The organism is Methyloceanibacter sp. (genome assembly GCF_058506495.1).
The window spans coordinates 30,309-49,521 of the sequence record NZ_JBZMXT010000003.1 but is presented as its reverse complement, the minus strand read 5'-3'; the positions used below and the strand labels follow the sequence as shown (position 1 = coordinate 49,521).

The following is a 19,213-nucleotide window of genomic DNA, read 5'->3' as shown; positions in this document are numbered from 1 at the left end:
TCGATCGGTTTCTGTCAAATTGCACAGAAGGACGGTTGACACTTATAAAGTGCATGTAATGCTATAGAGCAACCGATACGCGATTGGTCGGGCCGGAGGCTTGCGTGCCGCCGAACTGATTGACGAGCGCACGAAAGGTCGCCGGCCCAACATTCTCGCTACGTAGTAAGCGGAGCCAGGCAATCCGCTGAGCGTCAGTCAGCCGGCGTTTCGAGTCGGTTTTATTGCTTCCTGCCCGCAATCAGCGAACCCTCAACTGAATCACTTCGACGAGGTCAGGGTCCGGACCAGCACATGAGGAAAAACAGGCAATTATGCGCGCGGCTAAAACGAGTATAGCAAACGCGCGTACGGCTACCCCCAACGCAAAGGCCTTATCACCTTAGTTGGTTATAGTGAATAAATGCTACTGAGGGGTGTGTCACTACGCGCTGCGAGATCTGCGGTCACAAGGCCCAGTCGCTCAGCAAGGGTCGTCAACGGGCAAGCTAACCAGCATCGCACTCGCGCTAGTCCTGTTCAGGCCTTGTCCTTGGTGCCGCCAATACGAGATTCCTCGCCTTTGAGTAAGCGGGCGATATTCTCCTTATGACGGAAGTAGAGGAGGGCGGTCATCAAGCCGAAAACAATGGCCAAGGTCTGTTCCCCAACAAGCGCGAGGCCAAGAACCGTTGCGACACTTGCGCTGAGTGCCGAGACCGATGAATAGCGCGTGAGCAAAGCTACAAGGAGCCAAACAAGGCAAAAGCCAACAGCAGCGGGCCAGTAAAGGCCAAGGGCAACGCCGATGAACGTGGCAACCCCCTTGCCGCCTCGAAAGCGGAGCCAAATCGGGAAAAGGTGGCCGACAAAAGCACCCAAGCCGGCGACGACGGCGCCGAACTGCCCGGCAAAAGATCCAGCAATGAGCACGGCGGCGGTACCTTTCAGCAAATCGAGTGCCAAAGTGAGCGCTGCGAGGCCCTTGTTGCCTGTCCGCAGCACATTCGTCGCCCCAATATTGCCTGAGCCAATACTCCGAACGTCACCGAGCCCAGCGAGCTTCGTTAGCACAAGTCCGAAAGGAATCGATCCGAGGAGATAGCCAAGCGCGAAGCAAAGGAGATAGGCGCCCGATGCGGCTGGATCTGCGGCTGAACCGTCCTCAAACGGTGGCATTATGAGTCCCCGTCACCCGTGTTGCGCCTCGGCCAGGTCAACCGAAGTGGTAGACTGGGCGTCCCGCGACGAATGTTACCAGTGCGCGTCCTTCGAAACGTGCTTCGTCGAACGGAGTGTTCTTTGATTTTGAGCGGAGGTCTTCGCGCGCGACTGTCCAGGGCATCTCCAGATCGATTAAGGCGAGATCCGCTGGCGCACCTTTCACAAGCCGGCCTCCCTCGAGCCCAAGAAGTTCTGCTGGTCGCGCTGAAAGGGCATTGAGAAGGCGGTGCAGCGTAATCTCGCCATTGTGGAAGAGACGCAAGCTCGCTCCGAGCATGGTCTCAAGGCCAACGGCGCCATCGTTGGCCTCGACGAACGGGCGGCGCTTACCCTCGGCGCCCCTTGGGTCGTGGGCGGACACGATGACGTCGATATCGCCGCTGGCCACCCCTTCGACCATTGCCTGCCTGTCGTCCTCAGACCGCAACGGCGGCATCATTTTGAAAAAGGTCCGGTAGGGACCGATATCGTTTTCGTTCAGCGTTAGGTGATTGATGCTGACGCCGCACGTTACCGGAAGGCCGCGTTCCTTTGCGGCCCTGATAACGTCGAGCGAAGCTCGACACGAGATTTGGGCCGCGTGGTATCGGCCCCCGGTCAACTCAACAAGGCGGATGTCTCGGTCAAGCATCACGGTTTCAGCCTCTGTCGGGATCCCGCGCAGGCCAAGCCGTGTCGCCACTTCGCCCTCATTCATGACGCCATCCTCGGCGAGATCGGCATCCTCAAGATGGTGGACGATCAACGCATCGTAGTCCTTGGCGTAAGACAAGACATTTCGCATCAGCTTCGCGTTGGCCACGCTGAGCTTGCCATTGGTGAAGGCGACGGCTCCGGCCTCGCGCAACAGGCCGAGCTCCGCCATTTCTTTGCCTTTGAGCTCCCGGGTCATTGCCGCCATCGGATGAACGTGCACAAGGGCCGTATCGCGTGCGCGGCGGAGAATGAAGTCTACCAGGGCAACATCATCGATAACTGGGTCGGTGCTAGGCATGCAGCATATGGTGGTTACGCCACCTGCCGCCGCCGCACGGCTCGCCGTCGCCAAAGTCTCGCGGTGCTCGTGTCCCGGTTCACCACAGAAGACCATCATATCGATCAGCCCCGGGGCGACTGTGCGTCCACCGCAGTCGAGATATTCGGCACCCTCGATCAAACCTTCCGTGATGTGCATACCAAGATCGGCAATCGTGCCGTTCGCGATCAAGAGTCCGCCAAAGGCATCCAAGCTTGAGCCAGGGTCAATCAGCCGCGCATTCACCAGCGCCAGCTTCTTGTGCTGGCGGGGCGGGGCGGCTTGAGTTTCGGTTTCGGTATCCATGGTGGTCATTGATTTGGAAGCTGGCGCGCGAGGGCTTGCAGCACGGCCATCCGCACGGCAACGCCCATCTCGACCTGCTCCCGGATCACGCTGCGAGAGCCGTCCGCGATTTGGGCATCGATTTCCACGCCACGGTTCATCGGTCCCGGATGCATCACAATCGCATCGTCGCGCGCGCCCGCGAGCTTCTCTGCGTCAAGCCCAAAGAAGTGGAAGTACTCTCTCTGACTTGGGATGAGGCTAGAGGCCATACGCTCGCGTTGTAGCCGCAACATCATAACCACGTCGGCATTCCTTAAGCCTTCTCGCATTGACGTGAAGGCTTCGACCCCAAGCCTGTCTACCGCTTCGCCGAGTAGGGTTGATGGGGCAACCACGCGAACCCGTGCACCGAGCGTGTTCAGCGACAGGATGTTCGATCGCGCCACGCGCGAATGCGCAATGTCACCACAGATCGCGACGGTTAATCCCTCAAAGCTCCCCCTGTGACGGCGGATCGTCAGAGCATCGAGCAGAGCCTGAGTTGGATGCTCGTGACTGCCATCGCCTGCGTTGATCACGGAGCAGTCGACCTTCTGCGAGAGGAGTTCAACCGCTCCGGCAGCATGATGGCGGACCACAAGAAGATCGGGACGCATGGCATTGAGCGTGACCGCGGTATCGATCAGCGTCTCGCCCTTCTTGATGGACGAGGTCGGGATCGACATGTTCATCACGTCGGCGCCGAGCCTTTTCCCCGCGAGCTCAAACGAGCTCTGGGTGCGAGTCGAGGCTTCAAAGAAAAGGTTTATGAGCGTTCTGCCGCGTAAGTCGCTGCTCTTTTTGTCGACCCTGCGGCTTTGCTCAGCCGCTTCCTCGGAGAGGTCGAGCAACGATAGGATCTCGTCCCGCTTAAGACCTTCGATACCGAGAAGGTGGCGATGCGGAAAGGATGGGGTAGGGGCTTCAGCCGCGATGCTCATTAAAGCGCACTGTATAAGCCTAGGACAGGAAAGCTTCAAGCGCGGTTCGATCAGAGCGTCTGATCACGACCAAATTTTCTATGGGAGTCTGGTGCCGATCACGCATAGCCACGCCAACCAAAGATGCGACTAAGCACGGCGCTGCGCGTGCGCTCTGGCGCAGTACAGCCCTTGCCAACACACGGTCAATGTCAAATAGTCTTATCCGCGGCGAATCGATGTTTCGCCGATGCCGGGATCGCTGCTGCCAGATCCGAATGGCACTTCGTCACCTGGCGCCGACGCTGGATGTTGGAAGTCGCCAGCTTGTTGGGAAAATCGGGAGCACGATACCCATGATGAGCTTGCCATTTGTGCTGTTCGCGTGCGCGATCGGAGCGGCCTGGCTTCGGCATCGCAGTGTATCTGTTGGCTTTTGGTTGATCGGCGTTGTGACCATGCTGATCCTCTTCCATATCCACCTAACTGAAGACTTAATGATCCAACTCTAAGGAGCTGGGCGGTGTCCGCTGAGTTGTCGAGGTTGTTGAACGCCCTGGGGCTGCTCGTGATCGGCGCGGTCCTGACGATGGCGTTTATCGATCAGGTTTGGTTCGGCGAACTTCCGTGTCCATTGTGCATTCTCCAGCGGGCGGGCCTGATCGCCGCCGGATGCGGGCTGATGCTCAATTTCGTGTTTGGCCCGAAACCCAGCCATTATGCCATTGCCACACTTGGCGCGGTCGCAAGTGCGGCTATCTCCATGCGCCAGGTCTTGTTGCATATTGTGCCGGGGACCGGCTTCTATGGTCCCGCAGTTTGGGGGCTGCACCTCTACACCTGGGCGTTTCTTTTCGCCGTGGCCATCGTGTTGGGCTGCGCGCTTATGTTGCTCAGTGATCGGCAGTTTTCGCAGATGCAGCCGGTTTCGGGGCGCATGAAGGGGCTACCGCTGATCGCGCTTCTGTTGTTCTTTCTTCTGACACTTGCGAACGTCTTCTCGACCATTGCGCTATGTGGGACGGGGCTGTGTCCCGAAGACCCGGTCGACTACGAACTGTTCCAGATGAACGATTGACGGACAGGGCTCGCTAGAGCGCTTTCATCCGGTCTAGCGCGCCCTGCAGAATGTAGGCCGCCGCCATCCGGTCCACGACTTCGGCGCGACGTTTGCGTGAGGCGTCCGCCTCGATGAGATGACGTTCGACCGCGGCGGTGGAGAGGCGTTCGTCCCAAAAAGCCGTAGGTAGGTCCAGATGCGGAGCGAGATTGCGCGCAAAGGCCCGAGTTGACTGGGCCCGCGGACCCTCTGAGCCGTCCAGATTGAGCGGCAGCCCGATCACGAGTCCGCCCACACCTTCCTTTGCTGCGATAAAGGCGATCTTCTTCGCATCGTCAGTGAACTTCGTGCGGCGCAATGTCTCGTAAGGTGTGGCAATCGCGCGGGTAACATCAGACAGAGCGAGGCCGATCGTCTTGGTTCCGAGATCAAAACCGAGAAGACGAGCGCCAGGCTGTAGCCGCGACGGCAACTCTTCGATAGGAAGGGGATCAGCCATAGTCACCGTGTCGCATAAGGGGTGTGAGCATGAAGATAACGTGGTTCGGCCATTCTTGTTTTCGGGTCGAGTTCGGCGCAAGCCGCATCCTGATCGATCCATTTCTTACGGGCAATCCCACCTTTGAGAAGGCCGGTATCCGCGAGGCCGATGTCATCGACGGGATCACCCATGTTGCCTTAACCCATGGGCACGAAGATCACGTCGGCGATACGCTTCGGATCTGCAAGGAAACTGGCACGACGCTGATCGCCGTGCACGAACTTGCGACATATCTGGCCGGCCATGGCGTTGAGAAAACCGACCCCGGCAACACCGGCGGCATGGTCCCGCAAGAGGAATTTGCACTGACCTTCGTCCAGGCGCAGCACTCTTCTTCCAATATGGTGGATGGGCGGGCCGTTTACCTCGGACATCCATGTGGGATCGTGATCGCTGCCAAGGGCGGAAAGACGCTCTACCACATGGGCGACACGGACGTCTTCTCGGACATGGCTCTCATCAATGAGCTGCACGAGCCGCAGATCGGCATTGTGCCCATCGGCGACCGTTACACGATGGGCGCTGAGGGCGCTGCGCTTGCCTGCAAGCGCTTTTTCGACTTCGATACCATTATCCCTTGCCACTACGGGACTTTCCCGGTGATTGACCAAACGCCTGATAAGTTCATCGCGGCTATGACCGATCATGAGATTGTTGTGCCCGAGGTTGGCGTTCCGTTCGAGGCTTGATGTCCTTGTAAGGTAGGTATTTCGCCAGGTTGCCGCCCCGCCGGGGCGGTGCTACAGGGGACGCCCGGGTTTCGCCCGTCTTCCCAGCCGCCGAGCCTAAGGGCCAGTTACCAAACCAGCATTCGATCCAAACAGCGTTAATCCCATGTCTGTCGACCGCGCCACCGTCTTTCGTATCGCCCGCCTTGCACGCATCGCCATCACTGATGAGGAAGCCAAGCGCCTAGAATCGGAACTGACGGGCATTCTCGATTGGGTGGCGCAGCTGGATGAACTCGATACGTCCAATGTGGAGCCGATGACCCGGGTCGAAGCCATGACCATGAAGATGCGTGAGGACGAAGTGACGGGGGGCTTCAAGGCCGCCGACATTGTCAAGAACGCGCCCCAAGAAGACGATCACTATTTCGTCGTTCCGAAAATTGTTGAGTAGACCATCGTGAAGGACCTTACAGACCTGACGATCGCCGAAGCTCGAGAAGGGCTTGCCGAAAGAAGCTTTTCGGCTGTGGAGCTGACGCAAGCGCATCTGGCCGCGATCAAGTCGGCCAACAGGGCTTTGAATGCCTTTGTGCTCGAGACGCCAGAGCGTGCGCTTCAGATGGCTGAGACGAGCGACGGACGGCTCGCCAAAGGGGAAGGGGGTGCTCTTGAGGGTATTCCCCTCGGCATCAAGGACCTCTTCTGCACCAAGGATGTGCGGACGACTGCATGTTCTCACATCCTCGACCGCTTCACGCCGACCTATGAATCGACGGTGACCGCGAATCTCTGGGATGCGGGCGCCGTGATGCTCGGCAAGCTCAATAATGATGAGTTCGCCATGGGGTCGTCCAACGAAACCAGCTTCTATGGCGAGGTGGTCAATCCTTGGCGACGCGAGGGCTCGGATGCGCCGCTCGTGCCTGGCGGCTCCTCGGGCGGCTCGTCAGCGGCTGTCGCAGCGCGCCTGTGCCTTGGCGCCACAGCAACAGACACCGGCGGTTCAATCCGCCAGCCCGCCGCTTTCACCGGGACGGTGGGACTAAAGCCGACTTATGGGCGCTGCTCACGCTGGGGCATTGTTGCCTTTGCCTCATCACTCGACCAGGCCGGTCCGATCACGCGGACTGTGCGAGACTCAGCCATCATGCTCGCCGCCATGGCAGGGCATGATCCCAAGGATGCGACTAGTGCAGATATCGCGGTGCCGGACTTTGGGGCGGCTGTCGGCCAAGGCGTTAAGGGGCTCACCATCGGCATTCCAAAGGAGTATCGCGTGGACGGCATGGCGCCAGAGATCGAGGCCCTATGGCAGCAGGGCATTGCCTGGCTGACGGAGGCGGGCGCTACGATCAAGGACATTAGTCTGCCGCACACGATGTACGCTCTGCCGTCTTACTACATCGTCGCGCCCGCCGAAGCTTCGTCTAACCTGGCGCGCTATGACGGTGTGCGTTACGGCCTGCGCGAGCCAGGCAAGGACGTGATCTCGATGTATGAGAATACCCGCGAGTCTGGCTTCGGCGCTGAGGTCAAGCGAAGGGTATTGATCGGCACCTACGTGCTGTCCGCCGGCTATTACGATGCCTATTATCTCAAGGCACAGAAAGTCCGTACACTGATTAAGAGGGATTTCGATCAAGCGTTCGAACGCGTCGACGCAATTTTGACACCGACGACTCCGGCTCCCGCTTTTGCGGCCGGTGAGAAGTCCGGCGATCCGCTTGAGATGTACTTGAACGATATCTTCACCGTGACGGTCAATATGGCTGGGCTCCCCGGCATCTCCGTGCCGGCTGGGTTGTCGTCCGAAGGGACGCCGCTCGGGCTTCAAGTGATTGGTAAGGCGTTCGACGAAGAAACGATGTTTCGTGTGGCTCAGGTGGTGGAAGACGCGGCCGGGCTCATAGCGAAGCCAAACGATTGGTGGAGCAAGCTATGAGCCGGCTTTTGGTCTCATCGGGGAGCCCCTATGAAAAGTCGGTCGGCTATTCGCGCGCGGTTCGCGTGGGCAACTGGATCTCGGTCGCCGGAACCACCGCGGCTTCTGGCGGTAAACCAGTAGCCCTCGGGGATCCCGAAGCACAGACGCGCGCAATTTTCGAGACGATCGACAAGGCATTGCAAGATGCGGGCTCAAGTCTCAGTGACGTTGTGCGCACGACGGTCTATCTCGTTGATATCAAACACTTTGAGGCGATGGCGAAGGTCCATGGCGAGGTCTTCGCCGATATTCGGCCGGCCAACACAACGCTTGAAGTGTCCGGTTTCGTATCACCCGATTGGCTGGTGGAGATTGCGGTTGATGCGGTCGTCCCCGAGGCATCGGAATAAGGGAGCGAGAACATGGCCAAACGTGCGGCACAGAACTGCGAGAGCATGGACCAAGTTCGAATCGAAATAGATCAGATCGACGAACAACTCGTCGACTTGATCTGCGAGCGCTTCGCTTATGTGGACCGGGCTTGGCAACTGAAGAAGGCCCCGGCCGACGCGACCGTGCCCTGGCGCATTCAGCAGGTCATCGACAAGGTGCGGGCGCGGGCCGAAAGCAACGGTTTGCCGCCGGAGCTTGTCGAGGCGCTTTGGCGTCAAATGATTGGCTGGTTCATCCAGTATGAGGAAGAGAAGCTCCGTAGCGCGGAGCCGAAGACGTAGCGGTCTTCCAGGGGCATCGAAGTATGGACGCCAAGTCGGAAAAGTCGAATTTGATCGCGGGAGAGACCGGCGACTGGGAAGTTGTGATCGGCATGGAAGTCCATGCTCAGGTTACGTCGAACGCTAAGTTGTTTTCTGGCGCCTCGACCGAGTTCGGCGGCGAGCCAAACTCCCATGTCAGTCTCGTAGACGCGGCCATGCCGGGAATGCTGCCCGTCATCAACGAGGTTTGCGTTTCCCAGGCCGTAAAGACGGGTCTTGGGCTCAAGGCCGAGATCAATCTCTACTCGGTGTTCGACCGCAAGAACTATTTCTACCCGGATTTACCGCAGGGCTATCAGATCAGCCAGTACAAGAACCCTATCGTGGGTAAGGGCGAGGTCATCGTCGATATGCTCACTGGCGAGCGTGTGATTGTTGGCATCGAGCGACTGCACTTGGAACAGGATGCGGGCAAGAGCCTACACGACCAGCACCCGCAGAACTCCTATGTGGACCTTAACAGGTCGGGCGTCGCGTTGATGGAGATCGTGTCAAAGCCCGATTTACGCTCTTCAGAGCAAGCAAAGGCGTATGTATCGAAGCTGCGGACTATCCTGCGCTATCTCGGGACGTGCGACGGCAATATGGATCAGGGCTCGTTGCGGGCCGATGTCAACGTGTCCGTCCGCCGTCCCGGCGATGAATTTGGGACGCGCTGCGAGATCAAGAACGTGAACTCGATCCGCTTTATCGGCCAGGCCATCGAATACGAAGCACGCCGGCAGATTGAGATCATCGAAGATGGCGGCACGATCGATCAAGAGACGCGGCTGTTCGATGCAAAGACAGGTGAGACGCGCTCCATGCGTTCCAAGGAGGAAGCGCATGATTATCGATACTTCCCCGATCCTGATCTGTTGCCGCTCGAACTGACCCAAGATTTTGTCGATGACATCGCCAAGACCCTACCGGAGCTCCCCGACGAGAAGCGGGCGCGGTTCATCGCCGACTACGGTCTCACCCCTTACGACGCCGACGTTCTTGTGGCCGAACGGGAGAGCGTTGACTATTTCGAAGACGTGGCGAAGGGGCGCGACGCGAAGCAGGCCGCGAATTGGGTCATCAACGAGCTGTTTGGGCGACTGAACAAAGAGGGTCTCACCATCAACGATAGCCCGATTTCGTCTGCGCAGCTTGGCGGCATTGTCGATCTGATCAAGGCTGAGACCATCTCCGGCAAGATCGCTAAGGATGTGTTCGACATCGTTTGGACAGAAGGCGGAGATCCAGCAGAGATCGTTGAAGCCCGCGGCATGAAGCAAGTGACTGATACGGGCGCCATCGAAAAAGCCGTCGATGAAGTTCTGGCCGCCAATCCCGACAAGGTCGAGCAAGCCAAGGCGAAGCCAGCCTTAGCAGGATGGTTTGTTGGCCAAGTGATGAAGGCGACGTCCGGCAAGGCCAGTCCGCAAGCGGTCAACGCTCTGATCAAGGCCAAGCTCGGCCTCGACTGACGGGCGCAAGGGTCCACGACGTTTGGGCGAAGGAAGAAGAGACGGGTTACCGAAGCTATGACCCATGTCATCCGCGTCCATGAGTACGGAGGACCAGAGGTCCTCAAGTGGGAGCAATCGGATGTCGGCGAGCCTGGCCCCGGCGAGATTCGGATCAAGCAGACTGCAATCGGCCTCAATTTCATAGACGCGTATATGCGATCGGGTCTCTATCCGCAGGACGAGCTTCCGTTTATCCCAGGCACCGAAGGCGCGGGTGTCATCACGGCGCTCGGCGAGGGCGTACGTTCACTCAAGGTGGGACGCCGAGTGGCCTACGCAGGGAATATGGGCGCCTATGCAGAAGAGCGCTTGATTGCAGCCGATCGTGTTGTGCGCATTCCCGACGGTGTGAGCGATGAAACAGCGGCTGCTGCGATGCTGAAGGGCATGACTGCGCAATATCTATTGCGGCAAATCCTTAGAGTCGGTCCCAAGACGACGCTGCTCTTCCATGCCGCCGCGGGCGGCGTCGGAATGATCGCGTGTCAATGGGCGTCGTCGCTCGGCGCAACCGTGATCGGTACAGTCGGCTCTGCAGGTAAAGCGCTGATCGCACGCTCTCACGGTTGCGCTCACGTCATCAACTATCTGGAGGAAGACTTCGTCGCCAAGGTGCAGGAGTATACGAACGGTGAGGGTATCGACGTCGTCTACGATTCCGTTGGCAAGGATACATTCCCGCGTTCGCTGGATTGCCTAAAGCGTCGGGGCTTATGGGTTAGCTTCGGCCAGTCCTCGGGACCTTGCCCCGAGTTTCGCATCAACTTACTTGCGCAGAAGGGGTCGCTTTTCGCTACACGGCCTATGCTTTGGGACTTTATCGCCACACGAAAGGCTCTCGTTTCTACCGCGAACGACCTCTTCGGCGTGTTGAAGAAAGGCGCAGTCAAGGTCTCCGTCAATCAGACCTTTGCTCTCAAGGACGCGGCCAAGGCTCATCGGGCAATGGAAGGCCGTCGTACGACCGGGTCATCCGTCCTGATTCCATGACATCGCGGTCTAGCCGGCGTTGAACAACACCAAGCCGACACATTTGAAGCCTAGGCGAACTATTGTCGGCTTCGGCACATCGGGGGAGCGAAATTTCATGGCGTCGATAGTCTGCCCCGTCCAAGGCGGCGCGGCGGTCGAAGTGCAGAAAAGCAACCCGCTGTGGGGCCTCCGCGGCGTTATTCTGTTCGGCCTTTTTTCGGGGTCGCGCATGCGAGTCTGAGTCTTGCATTCTCTGAGAATTTGTCGGGCGCATCCGCCTTCGCCAATATCCTCGCTCAGATGCCGGCGCTTGGATATGAGCAGAGGCAGCCGCCGCTTTACGAGTGGCTGCTGTGGCTGGTCCAGCGCGTGACCGGCCCGAACCTACTGAGCTTCTTGCTCATCAAATACAGTCTGCTCACCGCAACTCTCGCCTTCCTCTATCTGACCGCGCTCCGACTGTTTGAGGATCGGCGCTGGGCGGTGGTCGCGGGCCTGTCTCCGTTGCTTTTCTATCAGTTCGGCTGGAGCGTCCATGAAGGTGTCACGCACACACTTGTCATGAGCTGCGCCATGGCCGCGTCGCTCTGGGCCTTCATGCGATTGGTTGAACGTGGGCGGATTGGCGACTACCTCCTCTTCGGCGGAGCAGTCGGACTCGTTCTGATCAGCGAATACGGCTTCGCCGGCTTTCTGATTATCTTAGTCGCCTGCGCGCTTCTGCAGACCACAATGCGAGCGCGGCTACTCCATGTTCGAATTCTCGCAGCTGTTTGCATTGCCGCCGCGATCATCGCTCCATTTGGGTAGTGGCTTTTTGCCAACCACTATGACCTCGTCGGTGTGTTCAATCGTACGATGGCGCCCATAGTCTCGGATCGCCTCACCGCGACCCTCATGGGTTTCGTCAACGCGATCTATGCGCCGCTTGGTTTTCTGTTTCCCCTCTGGCTCATATTGCTTGTAATGTTCCCCAGGTAGTGGCGCGAGGGGCCGACAGTGCTCAAGGAAGGTGTGAGCCGACAAAATTGGGGAGCGCTCAGCCCGATTGGCCGCTCATGCTGTTTTGCATGACGCTACTGGGGTTTGTCTTTCTTGTTCTGGGCGCCGTATTGACGGGCGCCTCGAACTATCTCGAGCGCTACATGCACCCCTTCTTTTTGTTCACACCCCTATGGCTGATGTGGCTCGTCACGCGCTGTGACTCAGCGGCACAACCGAAGTCGATCGGCATTGTGCTCTTGGCGGCCACGCTTGCGGTAGTGCCAGTACGGGCTGTGAACCTGGCTTGGGCTTTAGAGCCCGATTGTGGTTCCTGTCGGCTGGCAGTTCCTTATGAGAGTCTCGCAGCAAAGCTGAAATCGATGGGTTTTGCTACCGGCACACTCATGGTCATGGACCGCAATGATGGGGGTAATCTGCGCCGATTTTTCCGTAAAGCACGAATCGCCTTACTCCGACGCCCATACTTCGCTCCGACCGTGCGGCCGCAGGACCTGCACACTCCTGCTGTGATTGTCTGGCGTTCCAAGCACGGGGGCCCTCTTCCGTTCTCGGCCGCGCCCGCCATCTGGCAGATCGGCGGGACAGTCGTCGGCGAGCCTGAGAGCGTGAATGTGCCCACGACGGTTCTCGGTGATCAGCGCAAGCCGCGTGACTGGACATGGACGAAGGCTCTTGTCGCACCGTCACCCGGCCCGCAACTATAGGCGAAGCTAAAGCGCCTCGGGTCGAGAGCGGCGGTTGTACGTGTCGACTTTCGTCCGGGAGAAATCTGCGACTGGTTAGCGAGACCCCACCGGGCATAGTTACGGGACCGTTTCAAAATCGCGATCTTAATCTTTGCCCCTGCGATTCCCGCACTCGCGTCAACGAAGCTTACCACTCGATTCAGACTTCGGTGAGCTTGCGTTAAGCACATCGATTCAGATGTTCTTCAAACATCGCGCAGATGATCGTCCGCGTTGAACACAAAGCCGCGCATTGAACGCCTGCCTTGGGGAAGTCAGGGGCACGGCCGGACAAAGAGCCAAAATGGGGGACGTCATGGCACGAATGGAACTTGGAACTGTCTTGGGTAGCCAGTTTGAGCCGGTGGTTCAAACCGGTGGCGCCGATGCGCTCTTCGAGCTTGGAATGCTCTATGCGACAGGGTGCGATGTTGATGCAGACTTCATCGCCGCGCATAAGTGGTTCAACCTGTCTGCAGCGCGGGGCAACATGTCGGCGCGGGATTATCGCAGCGAACTGGCCCAGGACATGACCCCCGATCAGATTGCCGAGGCGCAGCGCCAAGCACGCGAGTGGCTTCAGACCCACTGAGGGCGGCAAGTTAACTGAGAGCGGACAGGTGCGAGTTTGAGTAGACCGCTCTACTCGCCCTCGCCGCATTCTCTGAACATAGAGACCATGCAAGCCCAGCTGCGGCGCGCGAAGTTTTTGCGCGGCTTATCTGGTTCCTCTGCCGCGGGCGGGGGAGGCGGTGTCGCGATCTCTTGATCTTGTGCGCCGGCACCAATGCCTATCGCGGAGCCTGCGCCTTGCAAGCCCCGCCTCGAGGCATCGTAGGCCCGGCCCCCAAGCTCGAATAACGAATTGGGTCTGTCGCTGCGATCGTCCTCGAAGGCTCGATTCTCCCGTTCCACGCGCTGGTTTAGCTCACGCAGACGCGGGTCGCTTGTGATGTTGCCGGGCAGAGCAGGGCCGTCATAAGTGTAGACTTTGAGCACGCCCGCGCATTTGGGGTTGGTCTTTGCCGCGCACGAGGCGTGGTTGCCCTCCTTCGATGCCCGCACCACACAGTAAAGCTTAAGGGCGTCGCTTTGTGTGACGCCGCTGCCTTCAAGTCGGCACCGGTAAGAGGCGTCGGGCGTTTTGCAGTTCACGCAAAACTCTGCGACGCCAGCGCTTGCTAGGGTCGGCATAGCAGCGATCGTCATGCCGAAGCAGGCCAGGACAAGCCAAGTCGATCCGAAACGGATGCCGCCTCTCATAACCTACGCTCCTCGAAGATTAGAGAATGGAAGCGTAGCACACTGCGCCCTAGAGTAATATGGGCCTGTGGGCCTCTTCGGCACTCCCGGCACCGCTTATCCGCCACTGGAAATCGCGCCGGCGCGTGTTGACCGTCCCGAACGGGACCAGTAAGCCTTTGCCCTCAACGGAGACGTGGCCGAGTGGCTGAAGGCGCTCCCCTGCTAAGGGAGTATACGTTAACCGCGTATCGAGGGTTCGAATCCCTCCGTCTCCGCCATTGCCTTAATTGGGCCATCGTAGTTCATGTCGCGTTGTGAGAGCGGTTGTCTGGTACATTGCCGCGAGATCAGGCAATAAACTGTGAAGTCTGCCCGTGCTCTGCAACCACACCATCCATAAAGACCATCACCATTTTGGCTGGGACAAGACCGTTGAGCCGGTACTGACTGTGACACCTGGCGAAACGGTCGAGATGGAGACGATCGATGCTTCGGCCGGGCAGGTTGGGCCCGATACCACGCTCGAAGCATTTCTCGCGCGGGATACATCTGAGGTGAACCCCGTCACAGGGCCGATCTATGTCGAGCGCGCAGAGCCAGGAGATGCAGTCGCTGTCACATTCAGGGACTTTAAGCCTTCCGGCTGGGGTTGGACCGCGAACATTCCCGGCTTTGGGTTGCTCGCCGACCAGTTCACCGAACCTCGGCTACATATCTGGAAATATGATGCCCAAACGCTTGCACCGGCATTGTTCGGACCGGGCGGGGCAGTTCCGTTGCGCCCCTTTTGCGGAACCGTCGGGCTCGCGCCCGCAGAACCGGGTGTGCATTCGGTGATTCCCCCAAGGCGCGTGGGCGGCAATCTGGATATCCGCGACAATGCCGTGAATACGACGCTTTACCTGCCTGTCGAGGTCGCGGGCGGCCTGCTATCGCTTGGTGACACCCATGCGGCGCAAGGAGACGGGGAGGTCTGCGGTACCGCAATCGAAAGCCCCATGGTCGTGGCTGCGGAGATCGGCTTGATCAAGCAGGCGAACTTCTCCTTCCCACGGTTTGAAACGGAAGGGCCTGTGTCCCGCCAACTTGACGACAAGGGTTATTGGGCAACGACGGGGGTAGGTCCAGATCTCATGCAGGCTGCTAGAGACGCCGTTTCCGGGATGATCGACTGGATTTGCGCGATTACAAAGATGAATGCGGTGGATGCCTACATGCTGTGTAGCGTATGCGCCGACCTTCGGATCAGCGAGATCGTCGATGCGCCGAACTGGACGGTTTCGCTGTATTTTCCCAAGGTGGTGCTTCGCTAGGGCTGCACCTGTATCTGCCGAGACGATGATGAACAGCTCTCAGACTGAACCTGATCTTGATGCCGCGTTTATCGAGCGGGAGCGGAACCGTTTTGCCGGCCGGGCTCTGTCTTTTCTCGTCGCACTAAATGGGATCGCCGCGCTTGTGCTGCTCATAATTGTGGCGATGGAGCCGCAAGCGACCGTCGACCGCAAAGTCACAATGGCGATGCTCGTGTTCAGCGGTGGTGCGCTGGCCGCGCTTTTCAGCTCTTTTTTGGCTTATCTGAATAGGACAGTCCGGATGGAGTCTCCTGGCCGTCGCGAGTTGCGGCGTGCCCTACGGCTGGTCGCTATCTTGGCCGTGGTAGGCAGCGGGGCTGCTTTTCTAATCGGCATGAATATGGTGGCCACGACCCAAGCTGAGAAGTCGAGCTCTCATCCCAAGGGCCGGCGGGAGGATAAGCCGCCCAAGCGTCCCGAGATCAAGAACGCGGCGCTGCCTGCAGGGGTCGTGCTGCATTGGAGCGTGCGCGACTAAAATATTGAAATAATGTCGATTTATGGGCCTGTGATTTCGCGTGTGAAGTCTGACCAAACCTGCTGTGCATCCTTCGTCGCGGCGTCGACTTTCTCGCCTACGACGTCCCAGTTGACGACTTTTTTCTCCGCGCTCTTCTCGCGTTGATCAATGACGTAGGCCGCGACGAACGTTAGCGCGATGCCCAAAATGAACCCTGTCAGGAACCGCATAGAATCCCCCTTACCCCGCGAAAAGTAGGGGGGATGATAGGGGCAGCCTTCGTAGAGATAAACCCCGATCGGCTCAGCCTTTAGCGGTTCGGCGTTGGCGTAAGGTGAGGCGTTGGCTGTTTGAGATCGGTCTATGGCTGCGAGAGGTTCCGGGTCATCCACTGCGCGCCGAAGTTGGCGATATCTGCAGCCTCGATAAGTTCTGCCGCCGCGTCCCCGACCTGGCCACGCCGGCCCCTTCCGAGTGCCAAATAGTCTCTCAAGATACGCGCGAAGTAGTCTTCGCCATCCACGGGAACAATGCTGTCTTCGTCGTCGAGACACTCCACGGCACGGATCGCAGACCCGCCGACACTCTTACAACGATAGTGGCGGCGCACGCGGCGCTTGTTCGGCACGTCCGCCAGGTATTCCGCATAGTGTAAGACTGTCGTTGTGTCGGGGTTAGCACCAATGCGTAGGATCTTGCCGCCAGCTCCGCAGAGCTTTTGGAGCGGCGATCCGGGCCCATAATAGTCGTGCCAAGGCGCATCGCGGAGTAGCTTCTCGGCAAGCAGGGTCTCGCGCACTGATTCTGGCCGCTTGTTCACCCAGTCATGGGGGATGTTTGCGCCCAGGACCATCAGCAGCGTGCCTTGGTGCCCGACGGAAATTCTCAACGCCTCTAGGAGACCAGCGGCTCCGTTCTCAAGCGGGCCAATGGCTCGTAGCGACACGTGCACCATCACGACATCCCCAGGCGCGACACCAAGCGCTGAGATCTCGCGCGATAGCCGATCCGCCGTGATCATGAGATGCGCTCAGCCGCTCGCCAAACGCCGCTGATCATCCGAGAGGTCGTTTGGGCTCTGTGCAGGGGTCTCCGGTGCACTGAGTGCCGCGGCCAAAGCATCGTCCACCGTGGACATCCAGACGAAGTCAACGGCTTCGCGAGCCGCCTCCGGAATATCCTCGAAGTCTCTGCGATTTCGTTCCGGGAGCATCACGGTTTTGATGCCAGCGCGGACGGCAGCGAGCACCTTGTTCTTCACGCCGCCGATCGGCAGCACAAGACCACGCAGTGAGATCTCACCGGTCATGGCGATGTCGTTGCGGACGGTTCTGCCCGTGAAGAGTGACGCGAGGGCGATGAACATGGCAACGCCCGCGCTCGGCCCGTCTTTCGGGATGGCGCCAGCTGGGACGTGCAGATGGACATCCGAGTTATCGAAAACGCTCTGATCAATGCCCAAAAGGCCTGCGCGCACTTTGAGAAGAGACAGAGCCGCTTGGGCACTTTCCTTCATAACGTCCCCGAGCTGTCCGGTGAGGGTGAGCCGCCCTTTGCCGGGGACTTTCGTGCACTCGATGAAGAGAATGTCGCCGCCCGTCGGAGTCCACGCCAGCCCTGTTGCAACGCCCGGTACGGACGTCCGCATGGCAACCTCGTTGTCGATCTTGCGGGCACCGAGAATGTCGTGCAGATCACCTTCGTCGATGCGCATGCTCGTTTGGTCGCCTTCGGCGATCTGCATCGCGACGTGTCGGCACACAGCCCCAATCTCACGCTCGAGATTGCGAACGCCAGCCTCTCGCGTGTAGCCATCGATGATGGCCTGCAGCGCGGCTTCGGTGATATCGCACTGTTCAGGCGTAAGGCCAGACGCCTCTAGTTGCCGTTTGACCAGGTAGCGCTTTGCGATCTCGATCTTCTCTTCCTCGGTGTAGCCCGGGATCTCGATCACCTCCATGCGATCCCGCAACGGGGCAGGGATCTGGTCGAGAACGTTGGCGGTTCCGATGAACATCACCTTAGACAGATCGAACGGAACACCCAGATAGTTGTCACGAAACGTGCTGTTCTGAGCTGGGTCCAAGACCTCGAGCAGCGCGGCCGAGGGGTCGCCGTGAAAGCTCGGGCTGAGCTTATCCATCTCGTCTAGCATAAAGACGGGATTTCGCGTTTCGGCCTTGCGAAGCGCCTGAACGATATTGCCGGGCAGGGCGCCCACATAGGTACGCCGGTGCCCACGGATCTCTGCCTCGTCATGGACGCCGCCAAGACTAATCCGGCCAAACTTCCGGCCCATTGCTCGGGCGATTGACTGGCCGAGCGACGTCTTCCCAACACCCGGAGGGCCAACAAAGCACAGGATTGGGCTCTTCCCATCTGGGTTGAGCTTCCTGACTGCTAGGTACTCGAGGATGCGCTGTTTTACCTTGGGCAGCCCGTAGTGGTCTTCGTCAAGAATGCGCCGGGCTTCGGCAATGTCGATCGTCTCTTCGGACAGCTTCGACCAAGGAAGCTCGATCAACCAATCGAGATAGTTGCGAACCATGCCGTGTTCGGCGGATGCCTCCGGCATACGCTCCAAGCGGCGCAGTTCTTTTTTTGCTTGAGTCTCAGCTTCCTCGGACATACCTGCCTCTTCGATGGCAGTACGCAGCTCGGCAATCTCGGCTTCGCCTTCCTCGCCCTCGCCAAGCTCCTTCTGAATTTGGCGAAGCTGCTCGCGGAGGATGTGCTCGCGTTGTCGACCAGACAGGGATTCCTGTGTCTGCTCGCCGATCTGCTTCGAAAGGCGCAAGACTTCGATCTGCTGGGCGAGCTCCCGCAGCACCTTATCGATGCGCTCAGACACATCGAAGGTCTCGAGGATATCTTGCTTCTCAGGCGGGCTGACATCCATGACGTTGGCGATGAAGTCCGCCAGCATGGAAGGCGATTGAATTTGGTCAAGCGCGCCCCCGAGTTCCTCTGGAGCGTTTGGCAGCAGCGACAGTGCTTCGCGCGCACGTTCGCGCAGTTGATGAACGCGCGCTGCGAGCTCGGTCGAGAAGACTTCGGACTCCCCAGCCTCTTCGATGCGCGCCGCAAGGAACGGGTACCCGTCGAGCATCTCGACAACCTTGAATCGATTCACGCCACGCACCACCAGATGATGGTTTCCGTCTGGCGCGGTCACGTAGCGCATGATTTCGGCGATCGTACCCACGCTGTGCAGCTGATCGGGTCCCGGCGCATCCGCCGCCGGATCGCTCTGAAGCAGAATGCCGACGTGCTTCCCACCCTGAGCGGCTGCCTGTGCGCCTGCAATAGTTTGGGGTCGCCCAACCATAAGCGGAGTAACGACGCCCGGGAACAAGACGGCGTTCCGCGTCGACAGCAGGATCACAGCGTCGTCGGGCAACTCTGGAAACGCTGTCTCCGCCGGCTCTGCCGCGCTCTCGGACGGCGTCGTTTCATCCGCCGTTTTCAAGCTCTCTGTTTTCAGGCTTTGCTCATGTTCGTTCATGGTGTGCACTTTA

The 19,213-nt window shown here is 59.1% G+C and carries 23 protein-coding genes and 1 tRNA gene; 15 read left to right on the top strand and 9 right to left on the bottom strand.

Annotation, left to right across the window (positions count from 1 at the left end; translation table 11 throughout):
• Window positions 1-61: 61 nt before the first annotated feature.
• From AC33YF_RS01560 to AC33YF_RS01545, 4 genes are all read right to left on the bottom strand, one after another.
• Entirely contained in the window at window positions 62-241 is a 180-nt protein-coding gene (locus AC33YF_RS01560) for a hypothetical protein (protein ID WP_491775431.1), read from the bottom strand.
• A 278-nt stretch (window positions 242-519) separates the two neighbouring features.
• On the bottom strand, window positions 520-1,158 hold the full coding sequence (gene plsY, locus AC33YF_RS01555) for a glycerol-3-phosphate 1-O-acyltransferase PlsY (protein WP_491775430.1): 639 nt from the start codon (window positions 1,156-1,158) through the stop codon (window positions 520-522).
• A gap of 37 nt (window positions 1,159-1,195) precedes the next feature.
• Window positions 1,196-2,524 carry a dihydroorotase gene (locus AC33YF_RS01550; RefSeq protein WP_491775469.1) on the bottom strand — a complete coding sequence of 443 codons (1,329 nt, stop codon included), beginning with the start codon at window positions 2,522-2,524 and terminating at the stop codon, window positions 1,196-1,198.
• A gap of 5 nt (window positions 2,525-2,529) precedes the next feature.
• Window positions 2,530-3,486 (bottom strand): aspartate carbamoyltransferase catalytic subunit, encoded by a 957-nt coding sequence (locus tag AC33YF_RS01545; protein ID WP_491775429.1) that lies wholly within the window; start codon window positions 3,484-3,486, stop codon window positions 2,530-2,532.
• A 257-nt stretch (window positions 3,487-3,743) separates the two neighbouring features.
• On the opposite strand from AC33YF_RS01545, the gene AC33YF_RS01540 reads away from it, so the two are divergent.
• Window positions 3,744-3,977 (top strand): DUF5993 family protein, encoded by a 234-nt coding sequence (locus AC33YF_RS01540; RefSeq protein WP_491775428.1) that lies wholly within the window; start codon window positions 3,744-3,746, stop codon window positions 3,975-3,977.
• A gap of 11 nt (window positions 3,978-3,988) precedes the next feature.
• On the top strand, window positions 3,989-4,543 hold the full coding sequence (locus tag AC33YF_RS01535) for a disulfide bond formation protein B (protein ID WP_491775427.1): 555 nt from the start codon (window positions 3,989-3,991) through the stop codon (window positions 4,541-4,543).
• Window positions 4,544-4,556: 13 nt separating this feature from the next.
• Here AC33YF_RS01535 and ruvX read toward each other — a convergent pair whose 3' ends face one another.
• A complete protein-coding gene (ruvX, locus tag AC33YF_RS01530) occupies window positions 4,557-5,024 on the bottom strand; it encodes a Holliday junction resolvase RuvX (protein ID WP_491775426.1) in 468 nt (155 codons plus the stop codon).
• A gap of 29 nt (window positions 5,025-5,053) precedes the next feature.
• Between ruvX and AC33YF_RS01525 the strand changes: the two genes are divergently transcribed.
• The 10 genes from AC33YF_RS01525 (at window position 5,054) to AC33YF_RS01480 (ending at window position 13,227) form a co-directional block, all read left to right on the top strand.
• Window positions 5,054-5,755 (top strand): metal-dependent hydrolase, encoded by a 702-nt coding sequence (locus AC33YF_RS01525; protein WP_491775425.1) that lies wholly within the window; start codon window positions 5,054-5,056, stop codon window positions 5,753-5,755.
• A gap of 145 nt (window positions 5,756-5,900) precedes the next feature.
• Complete coding sequence (gene gatC, locus AC33YF_RS01520) at window positions 5,901-6,188, top strand: Asp-tRNA(Asn)/Glu-tRNA(Gln) amidotransferase subunit GatC (RefSeq protein ID WP_491775424.1); 288 nt, start codon at window positions 5,901-5,903, stop codon at window positions 6,186-6,188.
• Window positions 6,189-6,194: 6 nt separating this feature from the next.
• Window positions 6,195-7,679 (top strand): Asp-tRNA(Asn)/Glu-tRNA(Gln) amidotransferase subunit GatA, encoded by a 1,485-nt coding sequence (gene gatA, locus AC33YF_RS01515; RefSeq protein WP_491775423.1) that lies wholly within the window; start codon window positions 6,195-6,197, stop codon window positions 7,677-7,679.
• Complete coding sequence (locus AC33YF_RS01510) at window positions 7,676-8,071, top strand: RidA family protein (RefSeq protein ID WP_491775422.1); 396 nt, start codon at window positions 7,676-7,678, stop codon at window positions 8,069-8,071. Before gatA ends, AC33YF_RS01510 begins: the two co-directional genes overlap by 4 nt.
• Before the next feature lie 12 nt (window positions 8,072-8,083).
• Window positions 8,084-8,395, top strand: coding sequence for a chorismate mutase (locus AC33YF_RS01505; RefSeq protein ID WP_491775421.1), 312 nt, complete (start codon window positions 8,084-8,086; stop codon window positions 8,393-8,395).
• Window positions 8,396-8,418: 23 nt separating this feature from the next.
• Window positions 8,419-9,891, top strand: coding sequence for an Asp-tRNA(Asn)/Glu-tRNA(Gln) amidotransferase subunit GatB (gene gatB / locus AC33YF_RS01500; RefSeq protein ID WP_491775420.1), 1,473 nt, complete (start codon window positions 8,419-8,421; stop codon window positions 9,889-9,891).
• A 57-nt stretch (window positions 9,892-9,948) separates the two neighbouring features.
• On the top strand, window positions 9,949-10,923 hold the full coding sequence (locus AC33YF_RS01495; protein ID WP_491775419.1) for a quinone oxidoreductase family protein: 975 nt from the start codon (window positions 9,949-9,951) through the stop codon (window positions 10,921-10,923).
• A gap of 243 nt (window positions 10,924-11,166) precedes the next feature.
• Window positions 11,167-11,715: a glycosyltransferase family 39 protein gene (locus tag AC33YF_RS01490; RefSeq protein WP_491775418.1), complete on the top strand. Its 549-nt coding sequence runs from the start codon at window positions 11,167-11,169 to the stop codon at window positions 11,713-11,715.
• 260 nt (window positions 11,716-11,975) lie between these two features.
• A complete protein-coding gene (locus AC33YF_RS01485; RefSeq protein WP_491775417.1) occupies window positions 11,976-12,614 on the top strand; it encodes a hypothetical protein in 639 nt (212 codons plus the stop codon).
• A 337-nt stretch (window positions 12,615-12,951) separates the two neighbouring features.
• On the top strand, window positions 12,952-13,227 hold the full coding sequence (locus AC33YF_RS01480) for a hypothetical protein (RefSeq protein WP_491775416.1): 276 nt from the start codon (window positions 12,952-12,954) through the stop codon (window positions 13,225-13,227).
• 50 nt (window positions 13,228-13,277) lie between these two features.
• Here AC33YF_RS01480 and AC33YF_RS01475 read toward each other — a convergent pair whose 3' ends face one another.
• Window positions 13,278-13,898 carry a hypothetical protein gene (locus AC33YF_RS01475; RefSeq protein WP_491775415.1) on the bottom strand — a complete coding sequence of 207 codons (621 nt, stop codon included), beginning with the start codon at window positions 13,896-13,898 and terminating at the stop codon, window positions 13,278-13,280.
• A gap of 169 nt (window positions 13,899-14,067) precedes the next feature.
• Between AC33YF_RS01475 and AC33YF_RS01470 the strand changes: the two genes are divergently transcribed.
• From AC33YF_RS01470 to AC33YF_RS01460, 3 genes are all read left to right on the top strand, one after another.
• A tRNA-Ser gene (locus AC33YF_RS01470) sits at window positions 14,068-14,158 on the top strand.
• 90 nt (window positions 14,159-14,248) lie between these two features.
• The gene (locus AC33YF_RS01465) at window positions 14,249-15,193 is read left to right on the top strand and encodes an acetamidase/formamidase family protein (protein WP_491775468.1); all 945 of its coding nucleotides are present in this window, start codon (window positions 14,249-14,251) and stop codon (window positions 15,191-15,193) included.
• Window positions 15,194-15,221: 28 nt separating this feature from the next.
• Window positions 15,222-15,713 carry a hypothetical protein gene (locus AC33YF_RS01460; protein WP_491775414.1) on the top strand — a complete coding sequence of 164 codons (492 nt, stop codon included), beginning with the start codon at window positions 15,222-15,224 and terminating at the stop codon, window positions 15,711-15,713.
• Window positions 15,714-15,733: 20 nt separating this feature from the next.
• On the opposite strand, the gene AC33YF_RS01455 is transcribed toward AC33YF_RS01460, so the two are convergent.
• From AC33YF_RS01455 to lon, 3 genes are read right to left on the bottom strand one after another with little or no spacing between them, the layout of a single operon-like run.
• Complete coding sequence (locus AC33YF_RS01455; RefSeq protein WP_491775413.1) at window positions 15,734-16,087, bottom strand: hypothetical protein; 354 nt, start codon at window positions 16,085-16,087, stop codon at window positions 15,734-15,736.
• Window positions 16,057-16,716, bottom strand: a complete 660-nt coding sequence (locus tag AC33YF_RS01450; protein ID WP_491775412.1) for an AAC(3) family N-acetyltransferase — start codon at window positions 16,714-16,716, stop codon at window positions 16,057-16,059. Before AC33YF_RS01450 ends, AC33YF_RS01455 begins: the two co-directional genes overlap by 31 nt.
• A gap of 9 nt (window positions 16,717-16,725) precedes the next feature.
• The gene (gene lon, locus AC33YF_RS01445) at window positions 16,726-19,200 is read right to left on the bottom strand and encodes an endopeptidase La (protein ID WP_491775411.1); all 2,475 of its coding nucleotides are present in this window, start codon (window positions 19,198-19,200) and stop codon (window positions 16,726-16,728) included.
• Window positions 19,201-19,213: the final 13 nt, after the last annotated feature.